Origin of the sequence: Pontibacter fetidus (assembly GCF_010119545.1) — a bacterium.
Taxonomy (GTDB): Bacteria; Bacteroidota; Bacteroidia; order Cytophagales; family Hymenobacteraceae; genus Pontibacter; species Pontibacter fetidus.
This window is the reverse complement of record NZ_JAAEAA010000028.1, coordinates 26,289-50,748: the sequence shown is the minus strand read 5'-3', so window position 1 is coordinate 50,748 and position 24,460 is coordinate 26,289. Positions and strand designations below refer to the sequence as shown.

The following is a 24,460-nucleotide window of genomic DNA, read 5'->3' as shown; positions in this document are numbered from 1 at the left end:
TATCCGAGAGGTTCTCCAGGTTGCCGGCATAAGTCAGTTTGTCCAGGTTATAGATCTGGTAGCCCGGGTATTTGTTCACAAATAACTGCACCACATGCGAGCCGATAAAGCCTGCTCCGCCTGTTATCAGTATTTTCATGGCTTATACTCAGTGGACATAAGAAGGTGAGCTAAAAAATAGTTTATGTTTTTTCAAAAAGTAAATCATGCTTCTCAAGTGCATAATGCTTTTTCTATTAATTCCATTAAAACTAGCACGCTGGTGGTCATGAATCATCCTAGCCTCGGGATTATAAACTACGCTAAATCCAAGTTTCCAAGAGCGAAGACATAAATCAACATCTTCCACATATAAAAAGAATCTCTCATCAAAACCTTTAAGCTTCAAATAAAAATCTCTTTTTAAAACTAAGGCTGCCCCCATTGCCCAATCAACAGGTTGTATTTTACTTTTGTCAAAGTCATCTAATAAGTACTTTCTTACAATCTTATTATTTGTTGCATCATTACCTTTAAGTAAAACACGTAATGCAATGATTTTTGCATTCATAAATCGCCTTACAGAAGCTTGATAAGTTTTATCACTATTTAAAAGTTGAGGACATACGATACCAACCGAAGGATTCCTATCGTGGTACCTAATCAAAGTATCAATAGAACCTGGAAAAACAATTATATCAGGATTGCATATAAAGACATATTCCCCTTTAGCCAGACTTACCCCTTTATTATTATTTGCTGCAAAACCTTTAATTTGTTCATTCTCATGTACAATAACGTTAGGGTATTCTGCCCGAACAAAATCAACTGTGCCATCCTCAGAACAATTATCTACCACAATGACTTCATGTTTAAGTTTCGTTTGTTCTTTACCAAACAGAGAATCAAGTAAATTCTTTAGCTTAGATAAGTGGTTCATTGTCACTATTACTATAGATACTTTCATCTTATTATCAACTTACTAATATAATTATTTAATATTTGTGGAATTTCTGATTTAACGATATAAGGTCTTAGTTGAAAACTTTTAATTGAGTCTATTGCACTTTCTAACTTATCTATCTCTTTCAAGCACATAAGATGATTCTGCTCGTGAAGATACTCTGACAAGGAAGATTGAGAATGATAAGAATCAGTTCTTGATTGTCTTGGAACAACAATCAATTTTTTGTTCAACCTTAAGCATTCACTAATGATACCAAAACCAGCATGAGAAACAATGAGATCAGCAGTTTCTAACTGATGAAGCATCTTTTCATGAGAGAACCATCGTTCCCACTTCATATATTGTGGTAGGTATGAGGAGCCTCCGATCTGGCAAATAAAATTTAAATCATCACGACGAGATGCAAGTTTATCACAAGCCTTAAACAAAGCATTATATCCAAGTGGAGAACTTCCAGAAGTAACAAATATCATAGCAAGGGCCCTCCAAAAATTGCCTTAGGATAAATTGATAGTTGTCCTTGCCATTGAACTATAAACAAATCAGAAAAGCGATAAGCTATCCTTCCAGTTAAAGAACTTCCATTTACACTAGCTCCTGTTTCTATAAACACAACTTTCTTTCTGAAAATTTTAGCAATAAGCATCATCCCTACAGTAACATCTGCACCTGTTGAAATAACTACATCTGGCATTTCTCTAACAAATACGTGAAAGGAAGATATAAAATTCCCTAAGAACAAAATCAGGCGTTTGATTAGAAAGCTATGTTTGGGATGAACCACATAGCGAACGTTGCACTTATTTAAGCTCTTTTTCGTATGCTCTGACTTATAAGTAACAAAAAAATATTTAATCTCAGGGTTTTCAAGAAGTTTAGAACAAGCATTCATGGCTTCTACATAATGCCCCCCCCCTGAAAAAGTAATGCACACTTTCATTTTATATGTCTTTTATCATAGCGCTTGTATTTAACCAACATGTTATTTGGCAAATGTGCATACATCTTCGATATTTGATCTTCATCCTTTATAATAAGAGGATTCTCATCTTTCCTCATTCTTAGCAGATCAGTAGGTGAGTTCCAGATGTTAAGGTCAATTGGGATTAATTTTACTAATCCCATAAACCTTAAGTAATGGCCAATAAAACAAACAAAAATACTGTTGACCAACCCTTTATTCTTCAATAAACGAATGTCTATATCTGTTCCACTATGCACTTCATCGCCTCTTGCAATCCTTCCATATATACCAGCATAAACTATGCTGTCATACTTATGGGTAAAGTTTATTAAATATTTAATAGCTGCTTCCATCTTTTCAGGAGTCGTTTTACACACCTGAAGATGGTAAAGGTTATCTACAAAATGATCATTTGTAACCCAATTGACGGTATGTACAAACAGGAAAACAATTATCAAATTCATAGCATCTTGAATTCCAAAATAATATGCTATCGTAACGCCTATTATATCAAAAAGTATTTTATAGATCTTTTCATTTATTGAAAGGTCAAAGAAACCTTGAAATACCCAATTTTTTAATATTACAGTAAAAGTATTATTAATTAATCCGTTTAGAGGTTTGTATCTAATCTTAATTTTTGTTCCTTTTTCTACAAATTCACTTCTTTTCATGCAACTACTACCCTTTTAACTTTTTGGTAAACTTCTGCTAGTTCTATAGTGTTATCAACTACATTCATTTCTTTAAAACTTGCTATATCTTCATAAAGATTATAGCGCAAATCATAGTCTAGGTCATAGTCTATCACATCTGGCTTCCGTTTTAAGATTTCTTCTTTTGGCACTTTTATTATTAATAGGGTTGCGTTCTTCGTCATCTTATTTGCCATCTTAAAAACCCGTTTGGAAAAAACATTTTTGTTCTTTGCTTCTATTGCAAAATCTGCGAACACATCGTAGATAAACCTGTCACACACTATAACTTTTTTGGTAAACTTTAATGGGAAATAAATTCTTACTACAAAGTGCAGAAAGGTATCAAAAGAATGAAGCACCTGAACAACATTAGCTATAAATTTTGACCGGTGAAATTCGTGCACACTTATTTTCCTCCCATTTACAATTGGACGACGTGTCAAGCCTAATATCCGGCACAAGAGTAGCACGGGTTTTGTGAAAAGGTAATTCATCCTTAGCCACAAGTAATCAACACTATACCCATTTGTTCTTAAATCTTCACAAAGCATTTCAGCTAGGGTTGATTTTCCAGATCCATCAATACCTATAAAGCAAATAAATCGACTTTTTAACTTCATTGATTTAAGCATGTATGATATATATCCTTTAATCTTTCATCATAAATTTTAAGATTAAAATTGTCGGCAACTGTCTTGTATGCACAGCCTGACATAAGTGAATATCCATTAGGATTAGTAAGCAATTGCTCAATACTTCTTAGCAAGCCTTCTTTATCTCCAGGTTCATGCATCAGACCATTTGTTCCATTGCAAATAACATCCGGTATGCCTCCAACCGGGGTTGTTATTGGCACAACAGCATAGGACATAGCCTCAAGTAAAGCCATAGGTAATCCTTCATCATAACTTGGTAGTAATAACAGATGAGCCTTTCTTAAAAGTTCGTCCTTTTGCTTTTGATTAATGTAACCTAAGACTTCAATGTTATCAGATATTTTATATTCATTAAGCAGTTTATTAACCTTAATAAGGTCTCCTTGACCTGCAATAAAAAGCTGGGCATTTGGATACGCACTAAAGAACTTTGGCATTACCTCCAGCATGTCATAGAAGCCTTTTCTTTCTTCTATTCTCGCAAGATAAACTAATATAACTTCGTCTTTTATAAGCTTTTTAACATTTACATCACAAGGTATTGATATCGCATTTGGCAATAAGATCCAATTAGCATTTGGAGCAATGTTTGTGTACCATTCTAACCAGCTGTTTGACAAAACAATATTAGCTGAAGCCTTTTCAAATATTTCCTTAATCTTAAGCTGTCTCTTTTTTGAACAATTGTTATAAAAGTCTTTAAAATCCGCACCATGGTTATGAAGAATAACCTTTCTTCTTAAAAATTTAGCCACATATACAAAAAATGCTGTTAGCCAGAAGTTAAGGTTAGCTGCATGATGCACATGAATAAGTTTGTAGGACGGTAAATACAAAAGATATTTTAGGTAAGCAACAAGCCAACCTCTTACTTTTTTTGGTGTAGTAAAACCGTCTCCAGTTGTAAAAATGGGCTTATAATTTATTTGTTTACTGTCACTTCTATCATGAAGCAATTGCTTCATTACTGTTACAATCCCACCTTTCGATTGGTGTATATTCTCGCCAATCATTAACACCTGCAAGCTCTTCATATTTCAAGATCCTCAAATAGCTTAGACCAGTCAGGCCTGTTAGTCCAGAAACATGAAGCATTCTGAGACCAAATCTTATACTTTTCATCATCGGTAACGATAGTTTCTAGCGCTGATAATAAAGCTGATTTTTTATAATGTCTGTAAACAATTCCTCTGTTTTCTACCAACTCTGTTATTCCATCAAGATCTGGGGCCACCACGGGAGTACCAACAGAAAATGCTTCTAATATAGAAATTGGCATCTCGGAATGCACAAGTAGGAATGGCATAATTAAGGCTCTACAGGAAGCAAGTTCCTTAAATATCTCTGCCCGAGATAACCATCCCTCTATAAGGTCTACGTTCTCTTCTATTTTTAACTTTCTCGATAGATATCTTACCCGTTCGGAATTATTCCCTGAAGATGGACGAGCTAATATACGCAACCTTAAAGTAGGATTATTCTTTAAGAGCGAAGAAAAGGTATCCAGAAGAAATTCAATTCCTCTTATCTTTGTTGCAGATGTAATATATAGTAATTGTCTAGGATTTCGTTTAACTTTAGGTAGCTGATCTTCATAACCACTTACTTCTTTACCAATTCCTGTCACAACTACTTTGCTTTCATCACAACCCATTAACTTTAACCGCCTTTTATTTCGTTCAGATAATGTTATTACTTTACTAATATATGTCGAATTCACTAGTGAAACGGTAAAGTTATAGGGAGTTAATAATTCAGGGACATATGTCTTTAAATTATTACGCCCAATTTTGTGAATAACTGGTAGTATTTCTGAATTATAATATATAGAACCTGTAAAAAGAAGATTAACAGGACAGGCCATTTTAGAAAAAAGCTTTTTATACATAAATGTGCGAGAAGATGCCCACCAATACAAAGCTTTCGGTTTACTATTATTTAAGTAGTCTTCTAATTCTTTAGAAAAAGGTGAAACACTACTTAAAGTGACTACTTTCACTCCCCCTATTTCAGATTCACCAATATCCCCTCCATTAGTGACTATAACTACTTTATAGTCTCTCTTTTGAAATGTCTTCGCCATTTCATGAATATATTTCCATGGCTGAAGCGGAATATTCTTGTGTGTATGTTCAAACGATAAAATTACTACTGTATTTTGCACAAATCTAAGTTATGATTCTTTTGATTACGGTAATGAATAAATCCTACGCTCCCATCGTAATTCAGGATTTTAGCTGGTACACCTCCTAAAGTAGTGCTATCAGGGAAGTTTTTAGTTACAACAGAATTACACCCAATCATTATGTCTGACCCTAAATTAACTTTACCAACTACTTTAGCACCTGCTCCAATATACACTCTATCGCCTAAAACAGGGTCACCATAATCTTCACCTCTACCGGCTCCACCTAATGTTACTCCTTGATGCAAAGAAACATAATCCCCTATTCTTGTTCTTTCGCTGATCACAATACTACCATAATGTGCAATGAAAATTCCCTTCCCTATAAAAGCTTTTTCTGAAATTTCAACACTAGTAAAAGTTTCAAAAAAACGCTGCGACATGAATGAAAAGCACTTTAAAACTTGACGAAAAAATAAGATATTTACCCTATAATGCACCCAATGGCTAAACCTGTAAGAGATAATGGGCCAAGTAGTCCAGTAAAAAATAGGAATAAAAAGTACAGACCACTTAGGCCAGCCCTTTCGATAAGCATATATATCAAGATCTTCAATAATATTTTTTAGCATACAATTCTTTTATACTGCTTCTCTAACTCTTTTATGTGAGCAACAATACTATATTTCTTCCGTACTTCTGATATGTTTCTTTTTGCTACATTTTTGTAGCTCTCAAGACCTAAAATTAAATATTCTAGTTTTTTTGCTAAGTCTTGAACGTCTTTTGTTCTGTACAAAGTACAGTATTTCCCATCTTTGGTAACCTCTTTTATAACAGAATAGTCATTTGCCAGCACTGGTAATCCTACCATCATAGCCTCTACTATTGCTATTCCAAAAGTATCATGATTTGTAGCATACACAAAAGCATCTAAAGACATTATTAAGCTAGGAACATCAGTTCTTGCCCCTAAGAAATGAACATTACCCTGTATCCCATACTCTTTACAATAATTTACACACTCATCAAAAATCCAGGGCTTTTCTTCAGACTTTCTACCAATAAAAAGAAAATGAAAATCAGGATATTTTTCTATTACTTGTGGCAGCGCTCTACAAATGGTAATTTGATCTCGACCAGTATTAATGAAATTACCAACCATGCCAAATACCTTAGTAGTTATACTTAAGCCCAGTTCATCTCTTATATCTTTCTGTTCAACCAGAAACTTACTCTCATTAACACCATTATATAAAACATAATTATTTGAATGAGACTTGTAATTTTTAAGATAGTGGTCCTTTACAAATCCTGATACAAAAAAGTTTATATCTGTTCGTTTCATAATGAAGCGAATGGTTGCTAAGTACTTTCTATTGCGGTAAGTATCAAAAGCATGAAAGGAATGAGCTAGTTTAATTTTTAATCCAACTTTAGCAATAGTAACGAACAAAGCGTCTATCCACAAATGTGTGTGAACTAAGTCGAACTTACCCTTCTTAAGAATATTTCTTACTTTCAGAATAGAATTAATATCAAAGGAAAATTTTCTTCCGTATTGTAAATAGTTAACGCCTGAAGCTATAATATCATTTTCGAGAGCTCCACCCTTCGCTGAACAAACGGTTAAATCAAAAGGCTTTGCTTTAAACTTACATATGTCTAATACCAATGTTTCCGTTCCTCCCCTATTAAGGGTATCCAACATATACAAAACTTTCATTTTCTTTATTTCTTAAGAAAAAAGGGTACAGTTTTTTTAGCTAAGCTAGCTCTTATGAGTAGTTGTTTAACTAGGCTCTTTAGGAGATACCATTTTTTTTTAATCAATGGCCTATAATAATAAGTCATACTACCTTGCTCCCTTGTTAACAACTGCTTAAGCTCGTGTAGTTGAATGTTAACATTGCGGCTTGTGTTTGTTTTCTGGTCCGGCTGAATTGTAAAATATGCATAGTTGGAATCAACCATTTTTGGATCATGAAGCTTAGCTACTCGAAGCCACAAATCATAATCCATTAACATATGGAATTCTTTGTTCCATTTACCAACTTGCTCAATTATACTCCTTCTGAAAAAAGCTGGCTGCTGACGTACAATGTCAACATTTTCCAATAGCCTCTTATATGTTATCAGTGGGCTTTTTCCTTTCTTTATAAAATTTCCTTCCTCAAAATAGTAACTTAGGTTTCCGATAACCCAAAAGCAGGAAGGATCTTTGAAGTGCTCTATTACTTCTGTAAAAATATTTTCTTCATAATAATCGTCAGAATTAAGCCAACCAATAATATCTCCTTTAGCCATCTCTAGGCCTTTGTTTAACGCATCAGCCTGCCCTTCATCTTTCTCGGAGACCCATCTTAAATGTGAATATTTTTTTAAAATATCAACTGTTTCATCAGTTGATCCCCCATCTATTACTATATGCTCTACATTTATATAATCCTGTTTTAAAACACTTTTAATATTTTTTTCAAGATATTTTCCTTGATTAAAAGAAGGAGAAAGTATGGATAGTTTCATATAATTACATGGTCCTGGTTCAACACAGGAGAGAGCATAATAGTTTAAGGGAGGCTTTTTAGTTTTAATGAATCATTAAGACTGAATCTTACTAAGCTTATTCTTTTCTAAAATAAGCTTAGTAAGCTCTTGTTGCTTAATTACTAATACTATTAATAATAACATCATTACTCTGAATGTATTACTTATCATTTCAGTGCCCATCATTGAAATGAAGAAAGCTACAAGTATCGTTAGAAAACCTACAATAGCATAAGAGCTTATATTTATGTGCTTATAATAGTACAACATTAGTTTCCAGTAGAATAAGAAATACATAATTGTACCAAACACTCCTATGGTTAAAATTAGTGGAGACCACACAAGGTCTCCCGTATCGACCTGCGATGTTTGACCAGTTTCTTCTGAAACAAGACCAACACTAAAATTCAACTTACTAGCTAGTGGAGAATTATCGCTTATAAGCCCTATTCCAAATACCAAGCCCAAAGGTTTATTTAATACATAATCTAAACGCTCCATAAAATGAGCAATACGGTAAGTTGTTGTGTTTTCATTTGCATCAATAGAATTAAGACTTAGCTTGCCTGTCCAGGTCGTTTCTAAGTCGTTAATCCCTTCAGTTAGTCTACTGTTTATAATTGGCACAAAGGATACAGCAAAAATAGTTATACTAATTAGAGAACTATAGACAAATTTCTTTTTAGAAGACTTTTGCAGCAAAACATATATAAATAATACAGCTACCATTACTAGCATATATGACCTATGCATTGGCCCTAATACTGTTAAAATCAAAACTAGTAAAATAAAATAATGCTTAAACTTTGATTTAAACTTGAAAACGAAAAAAAAGTAAAATAAAACAGGAGTAAGAAAAACTGGTGTGTTATAGAATCTTATATAATCTGATCCTGCAACTAAGCCAGAAGCAAAGCTTTCTGATCCTGCTGCTGAAAGAAGAAATGTCTGACCTGTTATTATTTGTAACAGGAACAATATACTTTGAAAAACAGTGATGAGAGCAATCGTATGAAACACTCTCATTAAAATTCGTAGCGGTACAGCAAAAAAAACAGCAAAACTAAATAATAATAAATAAGGCCGATAAACCTGCAGAACATTAACAAGTGGATATTCTAAAACTAATAAACTATATATAGCAACTATTGATAAAAACCCAACAAGGTAAACACACCATTTAATCAAGAAATAATTTTTAACTATTCTCACAACATCTTTAAACCGTGAGCAAACGATAAATATTGTGAAGATAATAGCTAAGTCAGATCCCTTATCTAATGGTAAACCAGTCATCAGCCAACTCACAGGTATTACCTGAAAGCCACTTGTCATGAACAAAAAGAAAATTATTAAAGAAGGGTAATAGTTTCTTTTTAGAAAAAAGACTATAGCTATTATAATAAGTAGAGCACCCAGCACTAAGTTATTTTATTAATTATAATTCCTAAATTTTACAATCTTAGCTGGTACACCAACGGCAATAGCATTTTCTGGGACATCCTTTGTTACCACAGAACCAGAACCAATTACAGCACCTTTACCGATACTCACTCCAGGCATTATGACCGCATGCGCTCCTACCCACACATCATCCGCAATAAAAACAGGTTTGTCTATAGCCGGTGCAAAGCGCATATCTAATAATGTATAATCATGAGTTAATGATGTTATTGCTACATGAGACGCTATCATTACTCGGTCACCTATAACAACACCAGCTTTGCCAGCCCATATATGTATAAAAGAATTTAGAGTACAGTATTCACCTACAGAAAGATTGTGTCCTAATTTAATGTTTACATATTTATCTATAGTAGTTCCCCATCCACAATGTTTTAATTTAAATTTATAACAAATACCTCTAAATTTACTATGATTGATAGGATACAATGAAGCTCTTACTGCTTTAGGCATTTTGAAGGTATCAGCAACTAATTTTAACAATCCCATCTTATTTATGTTTTTATTATAAGCTTTTTCAAAAGAATTAACTTCCCCCTATAAGAGATAAACTTAAAGTAGGTTAAATTTAAAATACTAATACCATGTATTTTTAACATCACTACTAACAGAACAAGGTTAAAACACTCTGTAATAGCCCATGTATAAGCTGACCCTATATATCCAAAGTGCTTAACTAAAAATATATTAAGAAATATACTTACTGTTGCACCTACACATATCACTTTAAAAAATAATTTATCCTTTTTTAAATTTAGCATTACATGAATTCCAGCAATCGTTCCAAGAGCTATACACATCGGCACAAAGGCTAATATTCTACATACCTCTATCGCAGGCTTAAAGGCTTCACCATAAAAAAATTTTATAAATATTGGGGCTCCTGCAAAAATTATTACTCCTGCTATAAAAGTGAATACAAAAACTATAGGGATTAATTTTTGAGCAATTTCAATTCCTCTTTCATAACTTTCGCCAAAGGCTTTACCAATATAGGGGTAAAATGCCTGAGCCAGGGGAATAGTGATTACAGCCTGCATGATAGCAATTAATTTCTGAGCAGATGTGTAATAAGCTACCTGTGTTGAATCTTGAAGAATACCTAAAACTACAATATTAGTAGTTGTGTATAAGCTAATTATGCATAGAGAAAAAAAGAAAGTCTTTTCATCCCATAATAACCTAAGACTTCGGGAAACCTTTATAAAGTGGAATTTTAACCTATATTTCTTGATTGCCCATGCAAAAGATATAATGGCTATTAAAACCTGTGACAAACTCAATGCTAACGGCTGCCAGATATAGTCTTCTTTAGCCTTTACCATTATCAAAATAATAATGGTAAAAATTACTTTTGATAACAAATTAAGTATAGCAACTTTTGGTAAATCCTGCATGGCCTGAAACAGCCAGTTCTGAGTAAAAAGTGTTGCTAAACAAGTTAGAAAAGTATATATCGCAACCATCTTCTCCTGTTTAAGCTCTGGTATAGTATAAAGAGAAATGATAAAGACCACTAAAGAAAATATAAAGAGTAGGCTCTGCGAAGTAAATACTTCGCTAAATACTTTGTTCCGATTATTTTCATTTCCAGGATCAGCAGCTATTTTGCGTGTGGCTGTTAAATCAAATCCAAAGCCTATAAGCAGAGTAAAATAAGCGATGAAAGATGCTGTAAAGTTTATAACACCAAGCTTATCCGGCCCCACTATGCGAGAAACTATAGGAATTGTTATCATCGGGAAAACATAGTTGGCTATTTGTACAAAACCAACTGATGTAATATTTTTTAACAACCCTTTTTTACCTTCATTCATCAGGAAGTAATAGAACCATTTAGCTTTTCACATTTCTGTTCTAAATGTTATAAGCTATAGGAGTTTTTAAATTAATAAGGAAACAAGCGCCTGAGTGAACTATAATCTCGCGTCCACCAGACTTCTATCCAGACAGGCTTTCGTATCAAATATTACTGTACAGTTGTGTTTTAACTTCTGAAAGTTATAGTTAAGAAACTCGTTATGTGCTACAGCCACTACAATGGCATTATACTGCACATTTTCATTAACCGTTTTTTGTATACAAATCCCATATTCCTCCTTAACTTCAGTACCGTCAGCCCATGGGTCGACAATGTCAACATGTAAACCAAATTGTACCAGTTCCTGATAAATATCTATAACACGGGTGTTTCGCACATCCGGGCAATTCTCCTTAAAAGTAAAACCCATTATTAGTGCCCTTGCCCCTTTAATTTTAATATCTTTATTGATCATGAGCTTTACCACTTTATTTGCCACAAACTGCCCCATGTTATCATTTACCCTGCGCCCAGACAAGATAACCTGTGGGTGGTAACCTAAGGCTTCGGCTTTGTGCGCCAGGTAATACGGGTCAACACCAATACAATGCCCTCCTACTAAACCTGGTTTATACTTTAAAAAATTCCACTTCGTACTCGCAGCTTCTATTACATCACTGGTGTCAATCCCTACCCGATCAAAAATCAAGGCAAGTTCATTCACAAAGGATATATTAACATCACGCTGAGCATTCTCGATAGCTTTTGCCGCTTCCGCAACTTTTATACTTGGTGCTTTATGTGTACCTGCTGTTATGATAGAGCAATAAAGCTCATCTATCAGTGTTGCAATTTCAGGAGTTGAACCGCTTGTTACTTTCTTGATTTTAGTAAGTGTATTTATCTTATCACCAGGATTGATACGCTCAGGAGAATAGCCTGCAAAAAAATCTTTATTAAACGTTAGACCGGACACTCTCTCTAAAACAGGTACACAATCTTCTTCTGTACAACCTGGGTAAACTGTAGATTCATAGATAACGATATCCCCTACTTTAAGAACAGAACCTAGCATCTCTGATGCCTTCAGAAGAGGTCGAAGGTCCGGGGCTTTAAAATGGTCAATTGGTGTCGGAACCGTTACAATAAATATATTAAATTCTCTTAGTTTTTCTTTATTAGCTGAAAAACTTAGTCCTATGTTATCTGTTTTTTTTGTTTTGATAACCTCTAGCAGGTCGTTCATATTAGCTTCCAACGTCCTGTCTTTAGCTTTATTTAACTCTGATACCCGCTCTTTATTTATGTCAAAGCCAAGCACATTGTATTTTTTACCAAACTCTATAGCCAATGGTAAGCCTACATAACCTAATCCAATAACTGCTATTTTTGAGTTTATTATATCCATATTACTTAATTAATTACCTAATAAGCAACTTCATTTAATTATACTATGCTATCCTAAGCGGGAAGTATGGCTTGTTACTTTCCACAAAAAAAGATTACACAACTTTCTAAACTTCAATTTTATTCCGTTTCAACCTCCATTTGTTTTTAGGCTCTTCCTCATACCCGTAACCATACCCATAACTATACCTGCTTTCTATTATAGCATCATTCAGCACAATCATAGGGTGTTTCAGTTTGCTGGAAGTATAGATGCTGTTAACAATTTCTAATTGTGATTTATGGGTATAATCATATCTTACGAGGTATAAGGTAGAATCTACATATTGTGCAAGTGTATATGCATCTGCAACTTGCCCAACCGGTGCTGTATCTACAATAATATGGTCAAAGCTTTCCTTCAGAACATCAAGTAATTGCTTTACTTTACTGCTTAACATTAATTCAGCAGGATTTGGCGGTATCGGACCTGAACCGATAGCATAGAGCCCGGGTACGTTTTCAACTGGTATAATAATACCATCTACATTTACTGTATCAGAGATCAGGTAATTTGAAATTCCTATACCATCGGGCAAGTTCAGTTCTTGCATTAACCGTGGTTTGCGCAAATCAAAACCTAGTATTACTACTTTTTTACCAGTTAATACCAGACTTGCCGCAAGGTTGATACTAAAAAAGGTTTTTCCTTCTCCGCTCATACTAGATGTAATGAGTAAAATCTTATTTTCTTTTCCTGCCGTAGCAAATTGTAGATTTGTGCGTACCAACCGGAACATTTCTGCAACAGAACTGCGGTTATCCTTTGTTACCACAATTGGCTCAGCCGTTGTAGCATGGGCTATTTCTCCTAATATTGGAGTTTTAGTCGCACGCTCCACATCCTTTTGTTCCTGAACCTTGTCATTTAAAAGGTCCTTAATATAAATCCCTGCAAAAGGTATACCCAAACCAAGTAATAACGCAACAAGGTAAGTGATAGACTTTTTAGGGCTGATCGGGTTATCAGTTGCTATTGCAGGATCGATCACACGTGAATTGGATACAGATGCTGCTAACGATAAAGCCGACTCTTCGCGCTTCTGCAACAGGTATAAGTATAAACCTTCTTTAATGCCTTGTTGTCTGTTAATTTCTAATAGTTCACGTTCAATGGACGGGACCTGATTAATACGTGACTGAAACTGGGAAGAGCTAGCCTGTAGATTATTCTTTGTTATAGTAAGCCCTCTTTTAATATTCCCCAAATTCTCCAGAATATTTACCCGTAGGTTTGCTAACTGATCATTAATATTTAACACTAAAGGGTTATTTGGAGTAGTGGTGCGCAACATGCGTTCACGTTCCAGTTGAAATTCGTTAAAACGTGCAGTTAAGCCTAGCAAGGTTGGATCCTGTATATTCAGGGTGCTAGGTACCAATTCAAATTGAGTATTGCTTTTCTTTAAATAGGCTTCTAAAGAATTAAGTACATCAATTTGTATTTCAAATTCAGCTAATTGTTTGTTATACTCGCTGGCACGCTCCATATAGAGCTTTGCTTCGGAGCTTACATCTGTCAGTTCATTCTTACGCTTGTATTGCTCCACATCCTTCTCTACATCTGAAAGCTCAGTGGTCAAGAAGTTGAGGCGTTCATCAATAAACACAATCGTATTGCCTGCTATCAGGTTCTTATCCTCAACAGCTTCTTTATTATAAACCTCAATTAATTTATTAATAATGGCTTTACCCTTTTCAGGTACAGGGCTTACTAGGGTAAGCGTAAGTACACTTGCATTCTTGTTTACTGGTTCTACTTTTAAGTTTGCATTATACCCATCTGCAAGCTTACGAATATCATGGAAGTGAACAATAATCTCATTAAGAGATGTCGAATTAGCTTCTGTAGAAGCCACTACTGTAAAAATACCATAGGAGTTGTTTATTTCCTTACCAAACTGGTGTTTGGAAGTATTTCCCTCTTCGTCTTCCAATTCAAAATTATTATTCCCTTGTAATCTTAAAATAACGGATTTACTAAAAGCAGATGAATCAAGCTTACTGATGATAAGTTTTACAGGAACCTCACGTCCGTAGATCTCCGTTTTCTTAATATGCCCCTCTCTATAGAAGCTAGTATGCATGGAAAGCTCTGACAGCACACGCTGCATCAGTGACTTAGACTTCAACACCTCTATCTCATTGTCAATGTTCTTTTTAGAATTGAATATATCTAGGTCACTAAAGATTGCATTGTCGGCCAGATCGGGACCTTTTTTATCATCTTTGATAAGAAGAGTTGCCGAAATACTATACTGTGGTGTAGAATAACGCAGGTAAAGGAACGCTACTAATCCGAATACGATTACTCCTAGTACAAAAAGGTACCAGTAACGCAGGTACTTTGCAGCAATGGCTTTAATATCTATTTCTTCGGCTTCCGCCTCAAATTGAAAAAAATCTTTTTCGGTCATGATACCGGAAATTAAATAAAGCGGGTTAATATTATAGCAAGTGCCGATATAGCTGCTACCATGATCGGGATGAAACGGTTGTTAGGGTTGGCTTGAGCGGCCTTTGCTTTATCTGGCTCTACATAAACTATATCGTTCTGCTGAAGATAAAAGTAAGGAGAAGCTAAAAACTCTTTATTATTAAGATTAATGCGGGTCATACTACGCTGCCCTTCTTTCTCCCGCACAATCAGTACGTTTTCACGCTTTCCGTAAACGGTCATGTCACCGGCCATTCCTAACGCCTCGAGAACGCTCACTTTACCATTAGGCACCTCAAATGTGGATGGCCTGTTCACTTCCCCAATAACAGTTACTTTAAAATTTAGGAACCTTACATTAACGATTGGATCCTTAAGATATTTGCTTAATTGGGTTACAAACTTATCTTTTGCTTCTTTTGCCGTTAAACCAGTTACCATCACTTTACCAAGAACAGGAAAATCTACTGCTCCACTTTCGTCTACCAAGTAACCTTCATCTTTAATTTTATTAGAAGCATTAAGGATGCTTGCATCAGCAGTTGGGGAAACTGCTCCTCCTTTATTAAATAATATATTGGATTCTGGGCTTAGGCTGTTGACTGTAATACTTAAAATATCTCCAGGCTGTATTTGCGGCTCTGCGTTGTTAATAATTTTCTCAGAATAAACATCTTGCTCTTTCAGATCACTAAAATATACCAGGTTGCGCTGAGAGCATGAAGCTAAAAGTAAGAGTGCAATTATGTAACCTATTTTTGTCTTCATCGGGCTATATAAATTCTGGATCACAATAGAGGTGAATTCTGCTAACTAATTTCATAAAGTGTCATAGCATGATCCGATTTGCAAAAATGCACAAAACTTTACGCAAAAGAAAAATCTCGATGCTTTTAATCCAAAAGAGTACAAATTTATTAACTAAGATAAAACCTCACTTGAATTAATAGATTTAGAAAGACCAACAGGCAATTGCAGTCAAGAGTTCATTTAAATAAATGTATAAAAACACAAGAGAACTATACAAAAAATGATCTAATATGAGTAAAGATTTAAAAAAACTCTAGCCATCAATTAGACTAACTTTAACCTAACTTAAATAGATTATCTTAGGTTTTGTTTAATAAAAAAGTCCTACCTATTAATTAGGAAGGACTTTTAAATGATTTTCTCGAAAGATTTATCTCCTCTTAATGCGGAATGGGCTCTTACGATGGAATGTCAGGTTATACATTACTTTTACGGTACCAGTTAAGTAAGCATCCTTTTTAAGGCCTAATTTACCTGTATAGTTATAACTTGTATTATCTAGATAGTCTGTAGATGCAAGATTCAGGTTTAATTCAGGAGCAAAAGATAACTGCTTTGAATACTGAAATTTCAGACCTCCACCTATAGGAGCAAAAAACGTAAAATCTGGGTAATTCGTAGCGTCTGGCTGCTTAACACCTGAATCCGTGATCTCAGATTCTGAACTATAAGCTAATACACCTATTCCGACTTTGGCGTAAGGCACAACGAGCCTAAGGTTTCTGGAAGTTGGACCCACATAAGGGCTGATAAGATTTACAATTAATGAAGTAGAAGCTTCTACACCACTCGTTTTAAAATCAACTTCAGGATATTTATTCCCGACAGCGTCACCAGTACCTTTAAAACCAACATATCCTATATTACCCTGAATACCAAGATTCTGAGAGAATTGATATAAAGCACCAACATTGAAAGCCGGACCTATTCCATTATTTTTAACAATTCCTACTTCATCTGTACCAGTGGAGTAACCCGTGTTTTCACTATTAATAACAGCTATACCTGGCGCACCAAACACACTCCACGAAGGCTTGAACTTACGTTTGTAGGCGCTCCTGAATTTAGGACTGCTGCTACCACGCTGGGCCTGCGCTGTAAACGCTGTACCTATAGAAAATAAGAAGATAACTGCTAGATAGGTAAATCTGAACTTCATCGATCTAAAGAAATATATTGACTTATGGACGATACAATTTTTCACAATTATACATATAAAAATTAATATGTCTTAATTAATTGTCTAAAAAGTAATAAATTTTAATACCAGACCAGACCTGTTTAGGGTTTATTGTAGCCCAAACTATAGGATGTTACTAGAAACAACTTAGTCATTTGCGTTACAATATTAGTTACGTAAAACATTCAGTATTTGTAGAAATAGTCTGTAAAGTTAGGGTCTAACGAACTGTGGCTCCATATTGATACAATTTTTGCTGCCACTTATGTATTGCTTTTATTATTGCTAATAGATTTCTACTATCTATTTACCGTATACTTTAAACTATTCTAAGTGTCGTTTGCCTGTAGATCTCAGATAAAATTGCCCGAGTAAATCCATAAAAACTTAAGAAAAATAAAGCTGTTTTCTAAAACAGAAATGTTATTTTTAGAAAGTTTTAATGCAATGCTTCTACTAGCTATGTTTTTAAAATTTAGATACTATTTTTTCAAAAATTAAAACAATCTAACCAACTATTATGCAATCAAAAACCGCTGGAGAGCGCAAGGTTAAGCTGAAGGCTCAGTTTAAATACCTTGTACTTGGTGCAGCCTTTATGTGTGCGTTTGATGCTTCGGCACAACACAATCTTAAAGGCAAATCTAAAGCTTCGCCATTTATTAATAAGGCTAACATGGACCTGAGCGTGAAGCCAGGAGACGACTTTTATACTTATGCCAACGGTGCCTGGTTAAAAGCAAATCCAGTTCCGGCAAAGGAAACCCGCTGGGGCAGCTTTAATGAATTGCGCGACTTTAACATTAAGGCAGTAAGAACCATACTTAACGATGCGGCGGCTAAGACCAATGCTAAAGCTGGCTCGGTTGAGAAACGTGTTGGCGACTTTTATGCGGCCGGCATGGACAGCGCAACTATAGACAAGCTGGGCTATACGCCTATTAAAGCTGACCTGGAGCGCATTAAAGGTATAAAAGATGTAAACGGCGTACTGAACGAGGCAACGTATCTGCGTACTGTTGGGGCGGCGTCTCCAATGTTCGGATTTTATATTGGGCAGGACCGCAAGAATGTAGAGAACATGGTTCCGCAGTTGAGCCAGGGCGGTACAACATTGCCTGACCGCGACTACTACCTAAAAAATGATGCCCGCAACACCAAGATACAGGAAGCCTATAAAACATACATCACCAAACTGTTTACTTTAACAGGTGTAGATAAGGCTACTGCAGAGAAAAATGCAGAGACCATCTTCAACCTGGAGAAGAAAATGGCCGAAGCGCAAATGGCGCGGGTAGAAATGCGTGATCCGTACAAAACTTATAATAAATTCGCTGTTGCCGATTTCAGCAAAACCACTCCTAACATGGACTGGAAATCGCTGATGGCTAAAATGAAGGTAACCGGTCAGGATACCATCCTTGTTAGCTCGCCTAAATTCTTTACCGAACTGAACGGTCTGCTAACCAGCACTCCTGTTGCCGACTGGCAAACCTACCTGCAGTGGAATGTTCTGAAATCTGCGGCACCTTACCTGAGCACTGATTTTGTAGATGCTAACTTTGCTTATAACCAGGCTCTGACTGGCCAGAAAGTACAGACCCCACGTTGGCAGCGCATGTCGTCGTTAACAGACGGAACTATAGGCGAACTGCTGGGCCAGTTGTATGTGGCAAAGCACTTTAAGCCGGAGGCGAAAGCCCGTATGGATGAAATGATAGCGAACCTGATCAAAGCATATGAGATTCGCATTAAAGGCCTGGATTGGATGAGTGCTGAAACCAAGGAAAAAGCGCTGGCCAAGTTACATGCCTTCCGTCCGAAAGTAGGTTACCCTGATAACTGGAAAACTTACGAAGGACTGGAGATTAACCGTAACACCTTCTTCCAGAATGTGCGCAATGCCGGCCAATGGGGCTTCAACGATATGGTAAGCCAGCTAGGTAAGCCAGTGGATAGAACCAAGTTTGGTATGACACCTCCTACTGTAAACGCCTACTATAGCCCGGTAATGAACGAGATCGTTTTCCCGGCTGGTATCCTGCAGTTCCCATTCTTCGACCCGAATGCGGATGATGCGGTAAACTATGGTGGTATTGGTGCGGTAATCGGTCACGAGATTTCTCACGGTTTCGACGACTCTGGTAGCCAGTACGACAAAGATGGTACCCTGCGCAACTGGTGGACTGCTGAAGATTTAGCTAAGTTTAAGGAGAAAGCTGCTGCCCTTGCCAGCCAGTATGATGCTTACACTGTGTTAGATACAGTACATGTAAATGGTAAATTAACGCTTGGTGAGAACATTGGTGACTTAGGTGGATTGAATGCTGCTTACGAAGCTTTTAAAATGACGAAGCAAGGTAAGTCGAAGAAGAAGATTGACGGCTTCACACCTGATCAGCGTTTCTTCCTGTCGTGGGCACAGGTTTGGAGAGCCAACACGCTACCTGAAACTGCAGCGCAGCTTATCGTAACAGATCCACACTCTCCTGGCCAGTACCGTACCATTGGTGCTCCGGTTAACATGGATGCCTGGTACAAAGCCTTTAATGTAAAACCTGGCGACAAGCTTTACATTAAGCCGGAAGATCGTAACAAGATCTGGTAAGTATAGCAGGATACGCTTTATAGTTTTAAAAGCCGCTCGAACTATAGTTTGAGCGGCTTTTTGTTTTTTCTGCAAAGACTTAACAACAAGCGCAACTCCAGTTATAGGTAAATTCTGTAGCTCCTCTTTTGTCATTTCTAACACCGTGAAAAGTCTGCGCACTATAGTTGAAGTATACTTTCCCTAACGTCATTCCGAGCGTTAGCCGAGGAATCTTATATGTCCTTTACGTAACTATAGTTGCAACTTACATCAAGCCATCCTTTCAAGCCTCCTGTATTCCTGGGAGCTCAATAAACCCATCGTTTCATCTTTAGCTTTGGTGCCCTCATGGCCGGGAGGCCTCGTCTTTGGGCATCGCGCTGCTGCCTTCTTGCTATCCTCGCTGCGCTCGGATTGCCTGCGGCACCGCAACAAGACAAAGGCGCTCAACCCAAAGACTGTGATCTTTCTGCTATTGACCGCTATCTCTAGTTTAAACTTATAAGCTTCGACATTGATCGTGGCAATATTTTCGTAGGGACAGGTCGCGACCTGTCCGTGGATATGCTGCAACTATAAAACTATGCTTGCAACTATAGCATAAGCAGAAAAAGCCCCCTCTCCTGTTTTTAGGAGAGGGCTGGGGTGAGGTAAAACTGTAGCTATAGAACCATAAATCTAACTACAGTAAGGTCTTCTCCCTTTCCTGAATAAGTAGTCTTCTGTAAAAGAGAAAGCTAAAGTGAAGTAAATGCCTGGGTTTCTGTTTGGTTGATACACAATCTTTTGTTTAAATCCTGAAAGTATAGCTAATGATTTGTAGTAATCTCCCTATTCAAAAAATGCCAATAGTATGAAGTATACCAAAACATTCCGCAGCGTTTATAGTTGAAAGAACTATACCCCTAATTTACACTTTCAGAATGGCCAACTTATTTTCTCCGCTAACTTTAAAAAGCATCACAATCAAAAATAGGATCGCTGTCTCGCCTATGTGCCAGTATAGCAGCCAGGATGGATTTGCCAATGACTGGCATTTGGTGCATTTGGGCAGTCGGGCAGTTGGTGGAGCTGGGTTGGTTATTGCCGAAGCTACTGCAGTTTCGCCGGAAGGTAGAATTACACCGGATGATATCGGCCTTTGGAAAGAAGAACACATTGCTATGTGGCAACGCATTAATGCTTTTATAGAAGAACATGGCGCAGTACCAGGCGTGCAGTTGGCACATGCCGGCCGAAAGGCAAGCCACAGCAGTCCCTGGAAAGGGGCTAAACCGCTAACTATAGCTGAGGGTGGCTGGCAAACCGTGGCGCCAAGCCCCATACCCTTTTCAGAGGGAGAACCTGCCCCTCAGGAACTGACTTTAGAAGGTATCCAAAAAGTAATTTCTGATTTTAGGGCGGCCGCTGAACGGGCATTGGAAGCTGGTTTTAAAGTGATTGAGATACATGCAGCGCACGGCTACTTACTGCACGAATTCTACTCACCGCTCAGCAATAAACGAACCGATAACTATGGCGGCACTTTCGAAAACAGAATACGATTGTTGCTGGAAGTAACTGAAAACATAAAAGCTGTGTGGCCTGCCGAGTATCCGCTTATAGTTCGTATTTCGGCTACCGACTGGACCGAAGGCGGCTGGACAGGGGAAGACTCTATTAACTTAGCAAAAGTATTAAAGACACAGGGCATAGACCTGGTCGATTGCTCTACAGGCGGAAATGTACCCGGTGCTAAAATTCCGGTTGGCCCCTTATACCAGGTACAATTCGCTGAAAGTATTAAAAAGGAAGCCGGCATTATGACCGGTGCAGTGGGTATGATAACTACAGCGCAGGAAGCAGAAACTATAGTTGCAACCGGGCAGGCCGATATTGTTTTACTGGCACGGGAGCTTTTGCGCGACCCTTACTTCCCGATGCATGCTGCCTTGGAACTTGGCTACGAACACACCTGGCCATCGCAGTACGAAAGGGCAAAACCACGGAAAGCCTGAACCTGAATTAATGGGGATTTAAAAGATCTGTGAGTATATCAGCTGGTGCAAGCTTGTAGTTTGTTTTGCAATACTTGATTAAGCTCGCACCAGCTGATAATACGTTAAATCTATACTTGTTTAAGCTTCTTCAGGCACTTCTCCAGGTCTATACCTTTGCCCAGCACACCCTTAAATAAATCTCCTTTTTGTTTGATGCGTTCCGGCACATTTTTAATGGTAAAAGCTTCCGGGGTTAAGGCTGGTTTTACTTCGTCCCAACTTAGTGGTGTAGAAACAGTAGCTCCTGGCTTAGGTCGAACGGTGTAAGCCGAAGCTATAGTTTGACCGATGGAGTTCTGCAAAAAATCAAGGTAAACTTGTTTGCGACGTTCTTTCGGGCTGCGTTCCAGACTGGTGAGTTTAGGAAGTTTTTCATGTACCAATCGAGCTACCAAATGGGCAAAATCTCTGGCCTGGTCGAAGCTATACTTTGCCCCAAGCGGCACGAACAGGTGCATACCTGTAGCGCCAGATGTTTTACAATACGTTTCAGCTCCTGCTTTATCCAGTATTTCTTTGGTTACCAATGCTACCTCCACCACATCATCATAGGTATTTTCGCCGGGATCCAGGTCAATTACCATGTAGTCCGGCTTTTCTAAGTTGGCAATGCGCGAGTTCCACGGATTTAGCTGTATGCAGCCCAGGTTGTTCATATAGGCCAGTGTAGCTTTATTGTCGCACACCAGGTACTCTACATCCTCACCTGTACTTTCGGCTTTCAGTTTTATAGTTCGTACCCAATCTGGTGCGTGCGTTATATCTTTCTGAAAAAACCCCGGCTTAACTATACCCTCCGGATTACGGAACAACGACTGCGGCCTGTCTTTTAAATAGGGTAATATAATGTCGGCTATAGTTTGGTAATAAGTGATCAGGTCACCTTTGGTAACACGCTCATCAGGCCAGTATAGTTTATCCAGGCTACTAAACGAAACCTCCTGCCCGGCTATAGTTTGCGTAGTGCGGTTCTTATCTTTTGTAGTTGAGCTTTCTTTCATAGTGGTAGTTTTTTTCGCCTTTGGCTGGTGTTCAGCTTCTGCTAATGCTTCGGTGGTATGGATGGCATTTTCGCGCACCACGTCTGTGGCTTTTTTGTCTTCCCGTAGTCCTTCGTAAATGGCCTGTCGCATAATGCCTTCTTTGGTCCATTCGGCAAACGTTATTTCGGCTACCAGTTCGGGCTTAACCCAGGTGGCGGGCGCATTAGGTTTCACTTTGCCGGCAAACGGCGATTCGGGCTGCACCAGTTTATCCAGTTTTGCTTTCAGTGCTTCCAGTGATTTGGTGTTAAACCCGCTGCCACTCTGGCCAACGTAAGTTAGCTTACCATTTTCATAAACTCCTAACAAAAGGGCACCGATGTGCTTACGCTTGCCTTTTGGTTCTGTGAAGCCCGCAATTACAGCTTCCTGACGCATATGTGTTTTAATTTTAAGCCATTCGGTGCTGCGCTTGCCAGTGCGGTACGGGCTGTCGGCTTTCTTAGCCATGATGCCTTCTACTTTATTTCGCTGGGCTTCTTTAAAAAACGCGACCCCATTGCCTACCACATGGTCAGAATATCGCACAGCAGGCAATTCATCAGCAAGCAGTTCTTCCAGCCTTTTTTTGCGCTCCAGTAAGGGCAGGTCGCGCAGATCTTCGCCGTTCAGGTACAACAGATCGAAAACATAAAAGTACAAATGCTCGGATGGAGTGTTCTGGTAATTCTGCAACTGCTGAAACGTGGCATAGCCTTTATCAATTAACACTACAATCTCACCATCCAGCACGGCATCCAGGCTCAGTTGCTTCAGGCTGTCGAGGATAGGTTTGTAGGTTTCGCCATATGATTTGCCGTTGCGTGAGTAAAGCTCTACGTTGCCGCCCTGCACTTCAGCCACCGCCCTGAAACCGTCCCACTTAATCTCGTAAATCCAGTCATCGCCATCAAACGGGCCATCGGTCAGTTTTGCCATCATCGGCACAATGTGGTGCGGCATTTTAGCAGGTTTTGCAGTTGTTTTTGTTTTGGAGGTTTTAGCAGATGTACCCTTTCCAGTTTTCCTTTTAGCCGTCGTTTCCGCTAACCTGCCCATATGTTCCTCGCTATCATAGTGATCTGTAACTGCGTATTCGTCTTTTTTCTTTACCAGCAACCAGGCACCCTCTTGGCGGCCTTTCATTTTTACCAGCGAAAAAGCTCCCTGTAGTTTAGTACCCTCCAGCACAAAACTTATACTTCCATTTTCAAGGCCTTGCAGCAGCAACTTCTCCCCTTCCGCCGGGTCGTCGGTCTCAACAGAACTATAGTAACCTTCATCCCAGATAGCAACGTGGCCTGCGCCATAGTTTCCTTCCGGTATATCGCCTTCAAAAGTACGGTACGAAAACGGATGATCTTCAACGTGCACGGCCAGGCGCTTGTCAGCAGGGTTCATGGATGGGCCTTTCGGCACAGCCCAGCTTTTGAGTACGCCTTCCATCTCCAGCCTGAAATCGTAATGCAACGTAGATGCCTCGTGCCGCTGCACAACAAAGCGCAGCGCGCCTTTGTGCTTTTGCGTTTTGCCTTCCGGTTCGGGCGTTTCTCCGAAATTACGTTTCTGATTATATTGCTGTAAACCCATGGTTTGGTTGCTGGTTGTTAATTTTGGTTGTTTGAGGTAAATGAGCGAATGAAAGTATATTGGTTATAATTTAATATGCGTTACCGGTTGCATCACAGAAATCAGTTCAATAAGTATTAAACAGACCTGATAACCGATAACCCAA

Annotated in this window: 21 protein-coding genes; 2 read left to right on the top strand and 19 right to left on the bottom strand. The window is 37.9% G+C overall.

The window, feature by feature from the left end:
• From GWO68_RS16500 to GWO68_RS16415, 18 genes are all read right to left on the bottom strand, one after another.
• Window positions 1–139, bottom strand: a 139-nt coding sequence (locus GWO68_RS16500) for a GDP-mannose 4,6-dehydratase (RefSeq protein WP_162347356.1), incomplete at its 3' end; no start/stop codon positions are given.
• Window positions 140–148: 9 nt separating this feature from the next.
• Window positions 149–946 (bottom strand): glycosyltransferase family 2 protein, encoded by a 798-nt coding sequence (locus tag GWO68_RS16495; protein WP_162347575.1) that lies wholly within the window; start codon window positions 944–946, stop codon window positions 149–151.
• Window positions 943–1,419 carry a glycosyltransferase gene (locus GWO68_RS16490; RefSeq protein WP_162347574.1) on the bottom strand — a complete coding sequence of 159 codons (477 nt, stop codon included), beginning with the start codon at window positions 1,417–1,419 and terminating at the stop codon, window positions 943–945. Before GWO68_RS16490 ends, GWO68_RS16495 begins: the two co-directional genes overlap by 4 nt.
• Entirely contained in the window at window positions 1,416–1,886 is a 471-nt protein-coding gene (pssD, locus tag GWO68_RS16485) for a PssD/Cps14F family polysaccharide biosynthesis glycosyltransferase (RefSeq protein WP_162347573.1), read from the bottom strand. Before pssD ends, GWO68_RS16490 begins: the two co-directional genes overlap by 4 nt.
• Window positions 1,883–2,584: a hypothetical protein gene (locus GWO68_RS16480; RefSeq protein WP_162347572.1), complete on the bottom strand. Its 702-nt coding sequence runs from the start codon at window positions 2,582–2,584 to the stop codon at window positions 1,883–1,885. The genes pssD and GWO68_RS16480 overlap by 4 nt, the downstream gene beginning before the upstream one ends.
• A complete protein-coding gene (locus GWO68_RS16475; RefSeq protein WP_162347571.1) occupies window positions 2,581–3,240 on the bottom strand; it encodes a nucleoside/nucleotide kinase family protein in 660 nt (219 codons plus the stop codon). The genes GWO68_RS16480 and GWO68_RS16475 overlap by 4 nt, the downstream gene beginning before the upstream one ends.
• The gene (locus GWO68_RS16470) at window positions 3,225–4,298 is read right to left on the bottom strand and encodes a glycosyltransferase family 4 protein (RefSeq protein ID WP_162347570.1); all 1,074 of its coding nucleotides are present in this window, start codon (window positions 4,296–4,298) and stop codon (window positions 3,225–3,227) included. Before GWO68_RS16470 ends, GWO68_RS16475 begins: the two co-directional genes overlap by 16 nt.
• A complete protein-coding gene (locus GWO68_RS18045) occupies window positions 4,295–5,428 on the bottom strand; it encodes a glycosyltransferase family 4 protein (RefSeq protein ID WP_162347569.1) in 1,134 nt (377 codons plus the stop codon). Before GWO68_RS18045 ends, GWO68_RS16470 begins: the two co-directional genes overlap by 4 nt.
• The gene (locus GWO68_RS16460; RefSeq protein ID WP_162347568.1) at window positions 5,413–6,021 is read right to left on the bottom strand and encodes a serine O-acetyltransferase; all 609 of its coding nucleotides are present in this window, start codon (window positions 6,019–6,021) and stop codon (window positions 5,413–5,415) included. Before GWO68_RS16460 ends, GWO68_RS18045 begins: the two co-directional genes overlap by 16 nt.
• Window positions 6,015–7,115, bottom strand: coding sequence for a glycosyltransferase family 4 protein (locus GWO68_RS16455; RefSeq protein ID WP_162347567.1), 1,101 nt, complete (start codon window positions 7,113–7,115; stop codon window positions 6,015–6,017). Before GWO68_RS16455 ends, GWO68_RS16460 begins: the two co-directional genes overlap by 7 nt.
• A gap of 5 nt (window positions 7,116–7,120) precedes the next feature.
• On the bottom strand, window positions 7,121–7,915 hold the full coding sequence (locus tag GWO68_RS16450) for a glycosyltransferase family 2 protein (protein ID WP_162347566.1): 795 nt from the start codon (window positions 7,913–7,915) through the stop codon (window positions 7,121–7,123).
• A 75-nt stretch (window positions 7,916–7,990) separates the two neighbouring features.
• Entirely contained in the window at window positions 7,991–9,232 is a 1,242-nt protein-coding gene (locus GWO68_RS16445) for a hypothetical protein (protein WP_162347565.1), read from the bottom strand.
• Window positions 9,233–9,370: 138 nt separating this feature from the next.
• A complete protein-coding gene (locus GWO68_RS18040; RefSeq protein ID WP_162347564.1) occupies window positions 9,371–9,889 on the bottom strand; it encodes an acyltransferase in 519 nt (172 codons plus the stop codon).
• A 5-nt stretch (window positions 9,890–9,894) separates the two neighbouring features.
• On the bottom strand, window positions 9,895–11,217 hold the full coding sequence (locus GWO68_RS16435) for a flippase (protein ID WP_162347563.1): 1,323 nt from the start codon (window positions 11,215–11,217) through the stop codon (window positions 9,895–9,897).
• 99 nt (window positions 11,218–11,316) lie between these two features.
• Window positions 11,317–12,609 carry a nucleotide sugar dehydrogenase gene (locus GWO68_RS16430; protein WP_162347562.1) on the bottom strand — a complete coding sequence of 431 codons (1,293 nt, stop codon included), beginning with the start codon at window positions 12,607–12,609 and terminating at the stop codon, window positions 11,317–11,319.
• 106 nt (window positions 12,610–12,715) lie between these two features.
• Window positions 12,716–15,064 carry a GumC family protein gene (locus GWO68_RS16425; RefSeq protein ID WP_162347561.1) on the bottom strand — a complete coding sequence of 783 codons (2,349 nt, stop codon included), beginning with the start codon at window positions 15,062–15,064 and terminating at the stop codon, window positions 12,716–12,718.
• An 11-nt stretch (window positions 15,065–15,075) separates the two neighbouring features.
• Complete coding sequence (locus tag GWO68_RS16420; RefSeq protein ID WP_162347560.1) at window positions 15,076–15,852, bottom strand: polysaccharide biosynthesis/export family protein; 777 nt, start codon at window positions 15,850–15,852, stop codon at window positions 15,076–15,078.
• A 412-nt stretch (window positions 15,853–16,264) separates the two neighbouring features.
• Entirely contained in the window at window positions 16,265–17,053 is a 789-nt protein-coding gene (locus GWO68_RS16415) for an outer membrane beta-barrel protein (protein ID WP_162347559.1), read from the bottom strand.
• Window positions 17,054–17,750: 697 nt separating this feature from the next.
• Here GWO68_RS16415 and GWO68_RS16410 point away from each other — a divergent pair.
• Window positions 17,751–19,682, top strand: coding sequence for a M13 family metallopeptidase (locus GWO68_RS16410; RefSeq protein ID WP_235942107.1), 1,932 nt, complete (start codon window positions 17,751–17,753; stop codon window positions 19,680–19,682).
• A gap of 905 nt (window positions 19,683–20,587) precedes the next feature.
• Entirely contained in the window at window positions 20,588–21,661 is a 1,074-nt protein-coding gene (locus GWO68_RS16405; protein WP_162347558.1) for an NADH:flavin oxidoreductase/NADH oxidase, read from the top strand.
• Window positions 21,662–21,771: 110 nt separating this feature from the next.
• Here GWO68_RS16405 and ligD read toward each other — a convergent pair whose 3' ends face one another.
• Window positions 21,772–24,315: a DNA ligase D gene (gene ligD, locus GWO68_RS16400; RefSeq protein WP_162347557.1), complete on the bottom strand. Its 2,544-nt coding sequence runs from the start codon at window positions 24,313–24,315 to the stop codon at window positions 21,772–21,774.
• Window positions 24,316–24,460 lie beyond the last annotated feature (145 nt).

Excerpts from the sequence above, each read along its gene's own strand:
- GWO68_RS16425 (WP_162347561.1), bottom strand. The coding sequence starts at position 15,064 with ATGACCGAAAAAGATTTTTTTCAATTTGAGGCGGAAGCCGAAGAAATA.
- GWO68_RS16495 (WP_162347575.1), bottom strand. The coding sequence starts at position 946 with ATGAAAGTATCTATAGTAATAGTGACAATGAACCACTTATCTAAGCTA.
- GWO68_RS16430 (WP_162347562.1), bottom strand. The coding sequence starts at position 12,609 with ATGGATATAATAAACTCAAAAATAGCAGTTATTGGATTAGGTTATGTA.
- GWO68_RS16460 (WP_162347568.1), bottom strand. The coding sequence starts at position 6,021 with ATGCTAAAAAATATTATTGAAGATCTTGATATATATGCTTATCGAAAG.
- GWO68_RS16455 (WP_162347567.1), bottom strand. The coding sequence starts at position 7,115 with ATGAAAGTTTTGTATATGTTGGATACCCTTAATAGGGGAGGAACGGAA.
- GWO68_RS18040 (WP_162347564.1), bottom strand. The coding sequence starts at position 9,889 with ATGGGATTGTTAAAATTAGTTGCTGATACCTTCAAAATGCCTAAAGCA.
- GWO68_RS16450 (WP_162347566.1), bottom strand. The coding sequence starts at position 7,915 with ATGAAACTATCCATACTTTCTCCTTCTTTTAATCAAGGAAAATATCTT.
- GWO68_RS16435 (WP_162347563.1), bottom strand. The coding sequence starts at position 11,217 with ATGAATGAAGGTAAAAAAGGGTTGTTAAAAAATATTACATCAGTTGGT.
- GWO68_RS16415 (WP_162347559.1), bottom strand. The coding sequence starts at position 17,053 with ATGAAGTTCAGATTTACCTATCTAGCAGTTATCTTCTTATTTTCTATA.
- ligD (WP_162347557.1), bottom strand. The coding sequence starts at position 24,315 with ATGGGTTTACAGCAATATAATCAGAAACGTAATTTCGGAGAAACGCCC.
- GWO68_RS16475 (WP_162347571.1), bottom strand. The coding sequence starts at position 3,240 with ATGCTTAAATCAATGAAGTTAAAAAGTCGATTTATTTGCTTTATAGGT.
- GWO68_RS16410 (WP_235942107.1), top strand. The coding sequence starts at position 17,751 with ATGGACCTGAGCGTGAAGCCAGGAGACGACTTTTATACTTATGCCAAC.
- GWO68_RS16405 (WP_162347558.1), top strand. The coding sequence starts at position 20,588 with ATGGCCAACTTATTTTCTCCGCTAACTTTAAAAAGCATCACAATCAAA.
- GWO68_RS16420 (WP_162347560.1), bottom strand. The coding sequence starts at position 15,852 with ATGAAGACAAAAATAGGTTACATAATTGCACTCTTACTTTTAGCTTCA.
- GWO68_RS16490 (WP_162347574.1), bottom strand. The coding sequence starts at position 1,419 with ATGATATTTGTTACTTCTGGAAGTTCTCCACTTGGATATAATGCTTTG.
- GWO68_RS16480 (WP_162347572.1), bottom strand. The coding sequence starts at position 2,584 with ATGAAAAGAAGTGAATTTGTAGAAAAAGGAACAAAAATTAAGATTAGA.
- pssD (WP_162347573.1), bottom strand. The coding sequence starts at position 1,886 with ATGAAAGTGTGCATTACTTTTTCAGGGGGGGGGCATTATGTAGAAGCC.
- GWO68_RS16470 (WP_162347570.1), bottom strand. The coding sequence starts at position 4,298 with ATGAAGAGCTTGCAGGTGTTAATGATTGGCGAGAATATACACCAATCG.
- GWO68_RS16445 (WP_162347565.1), bottom strand. The coding sequence starts at position 9,232 with ATGACTGGTTTACCATTAGATAAGGGATCTGACTTAGCTATTATCTTC.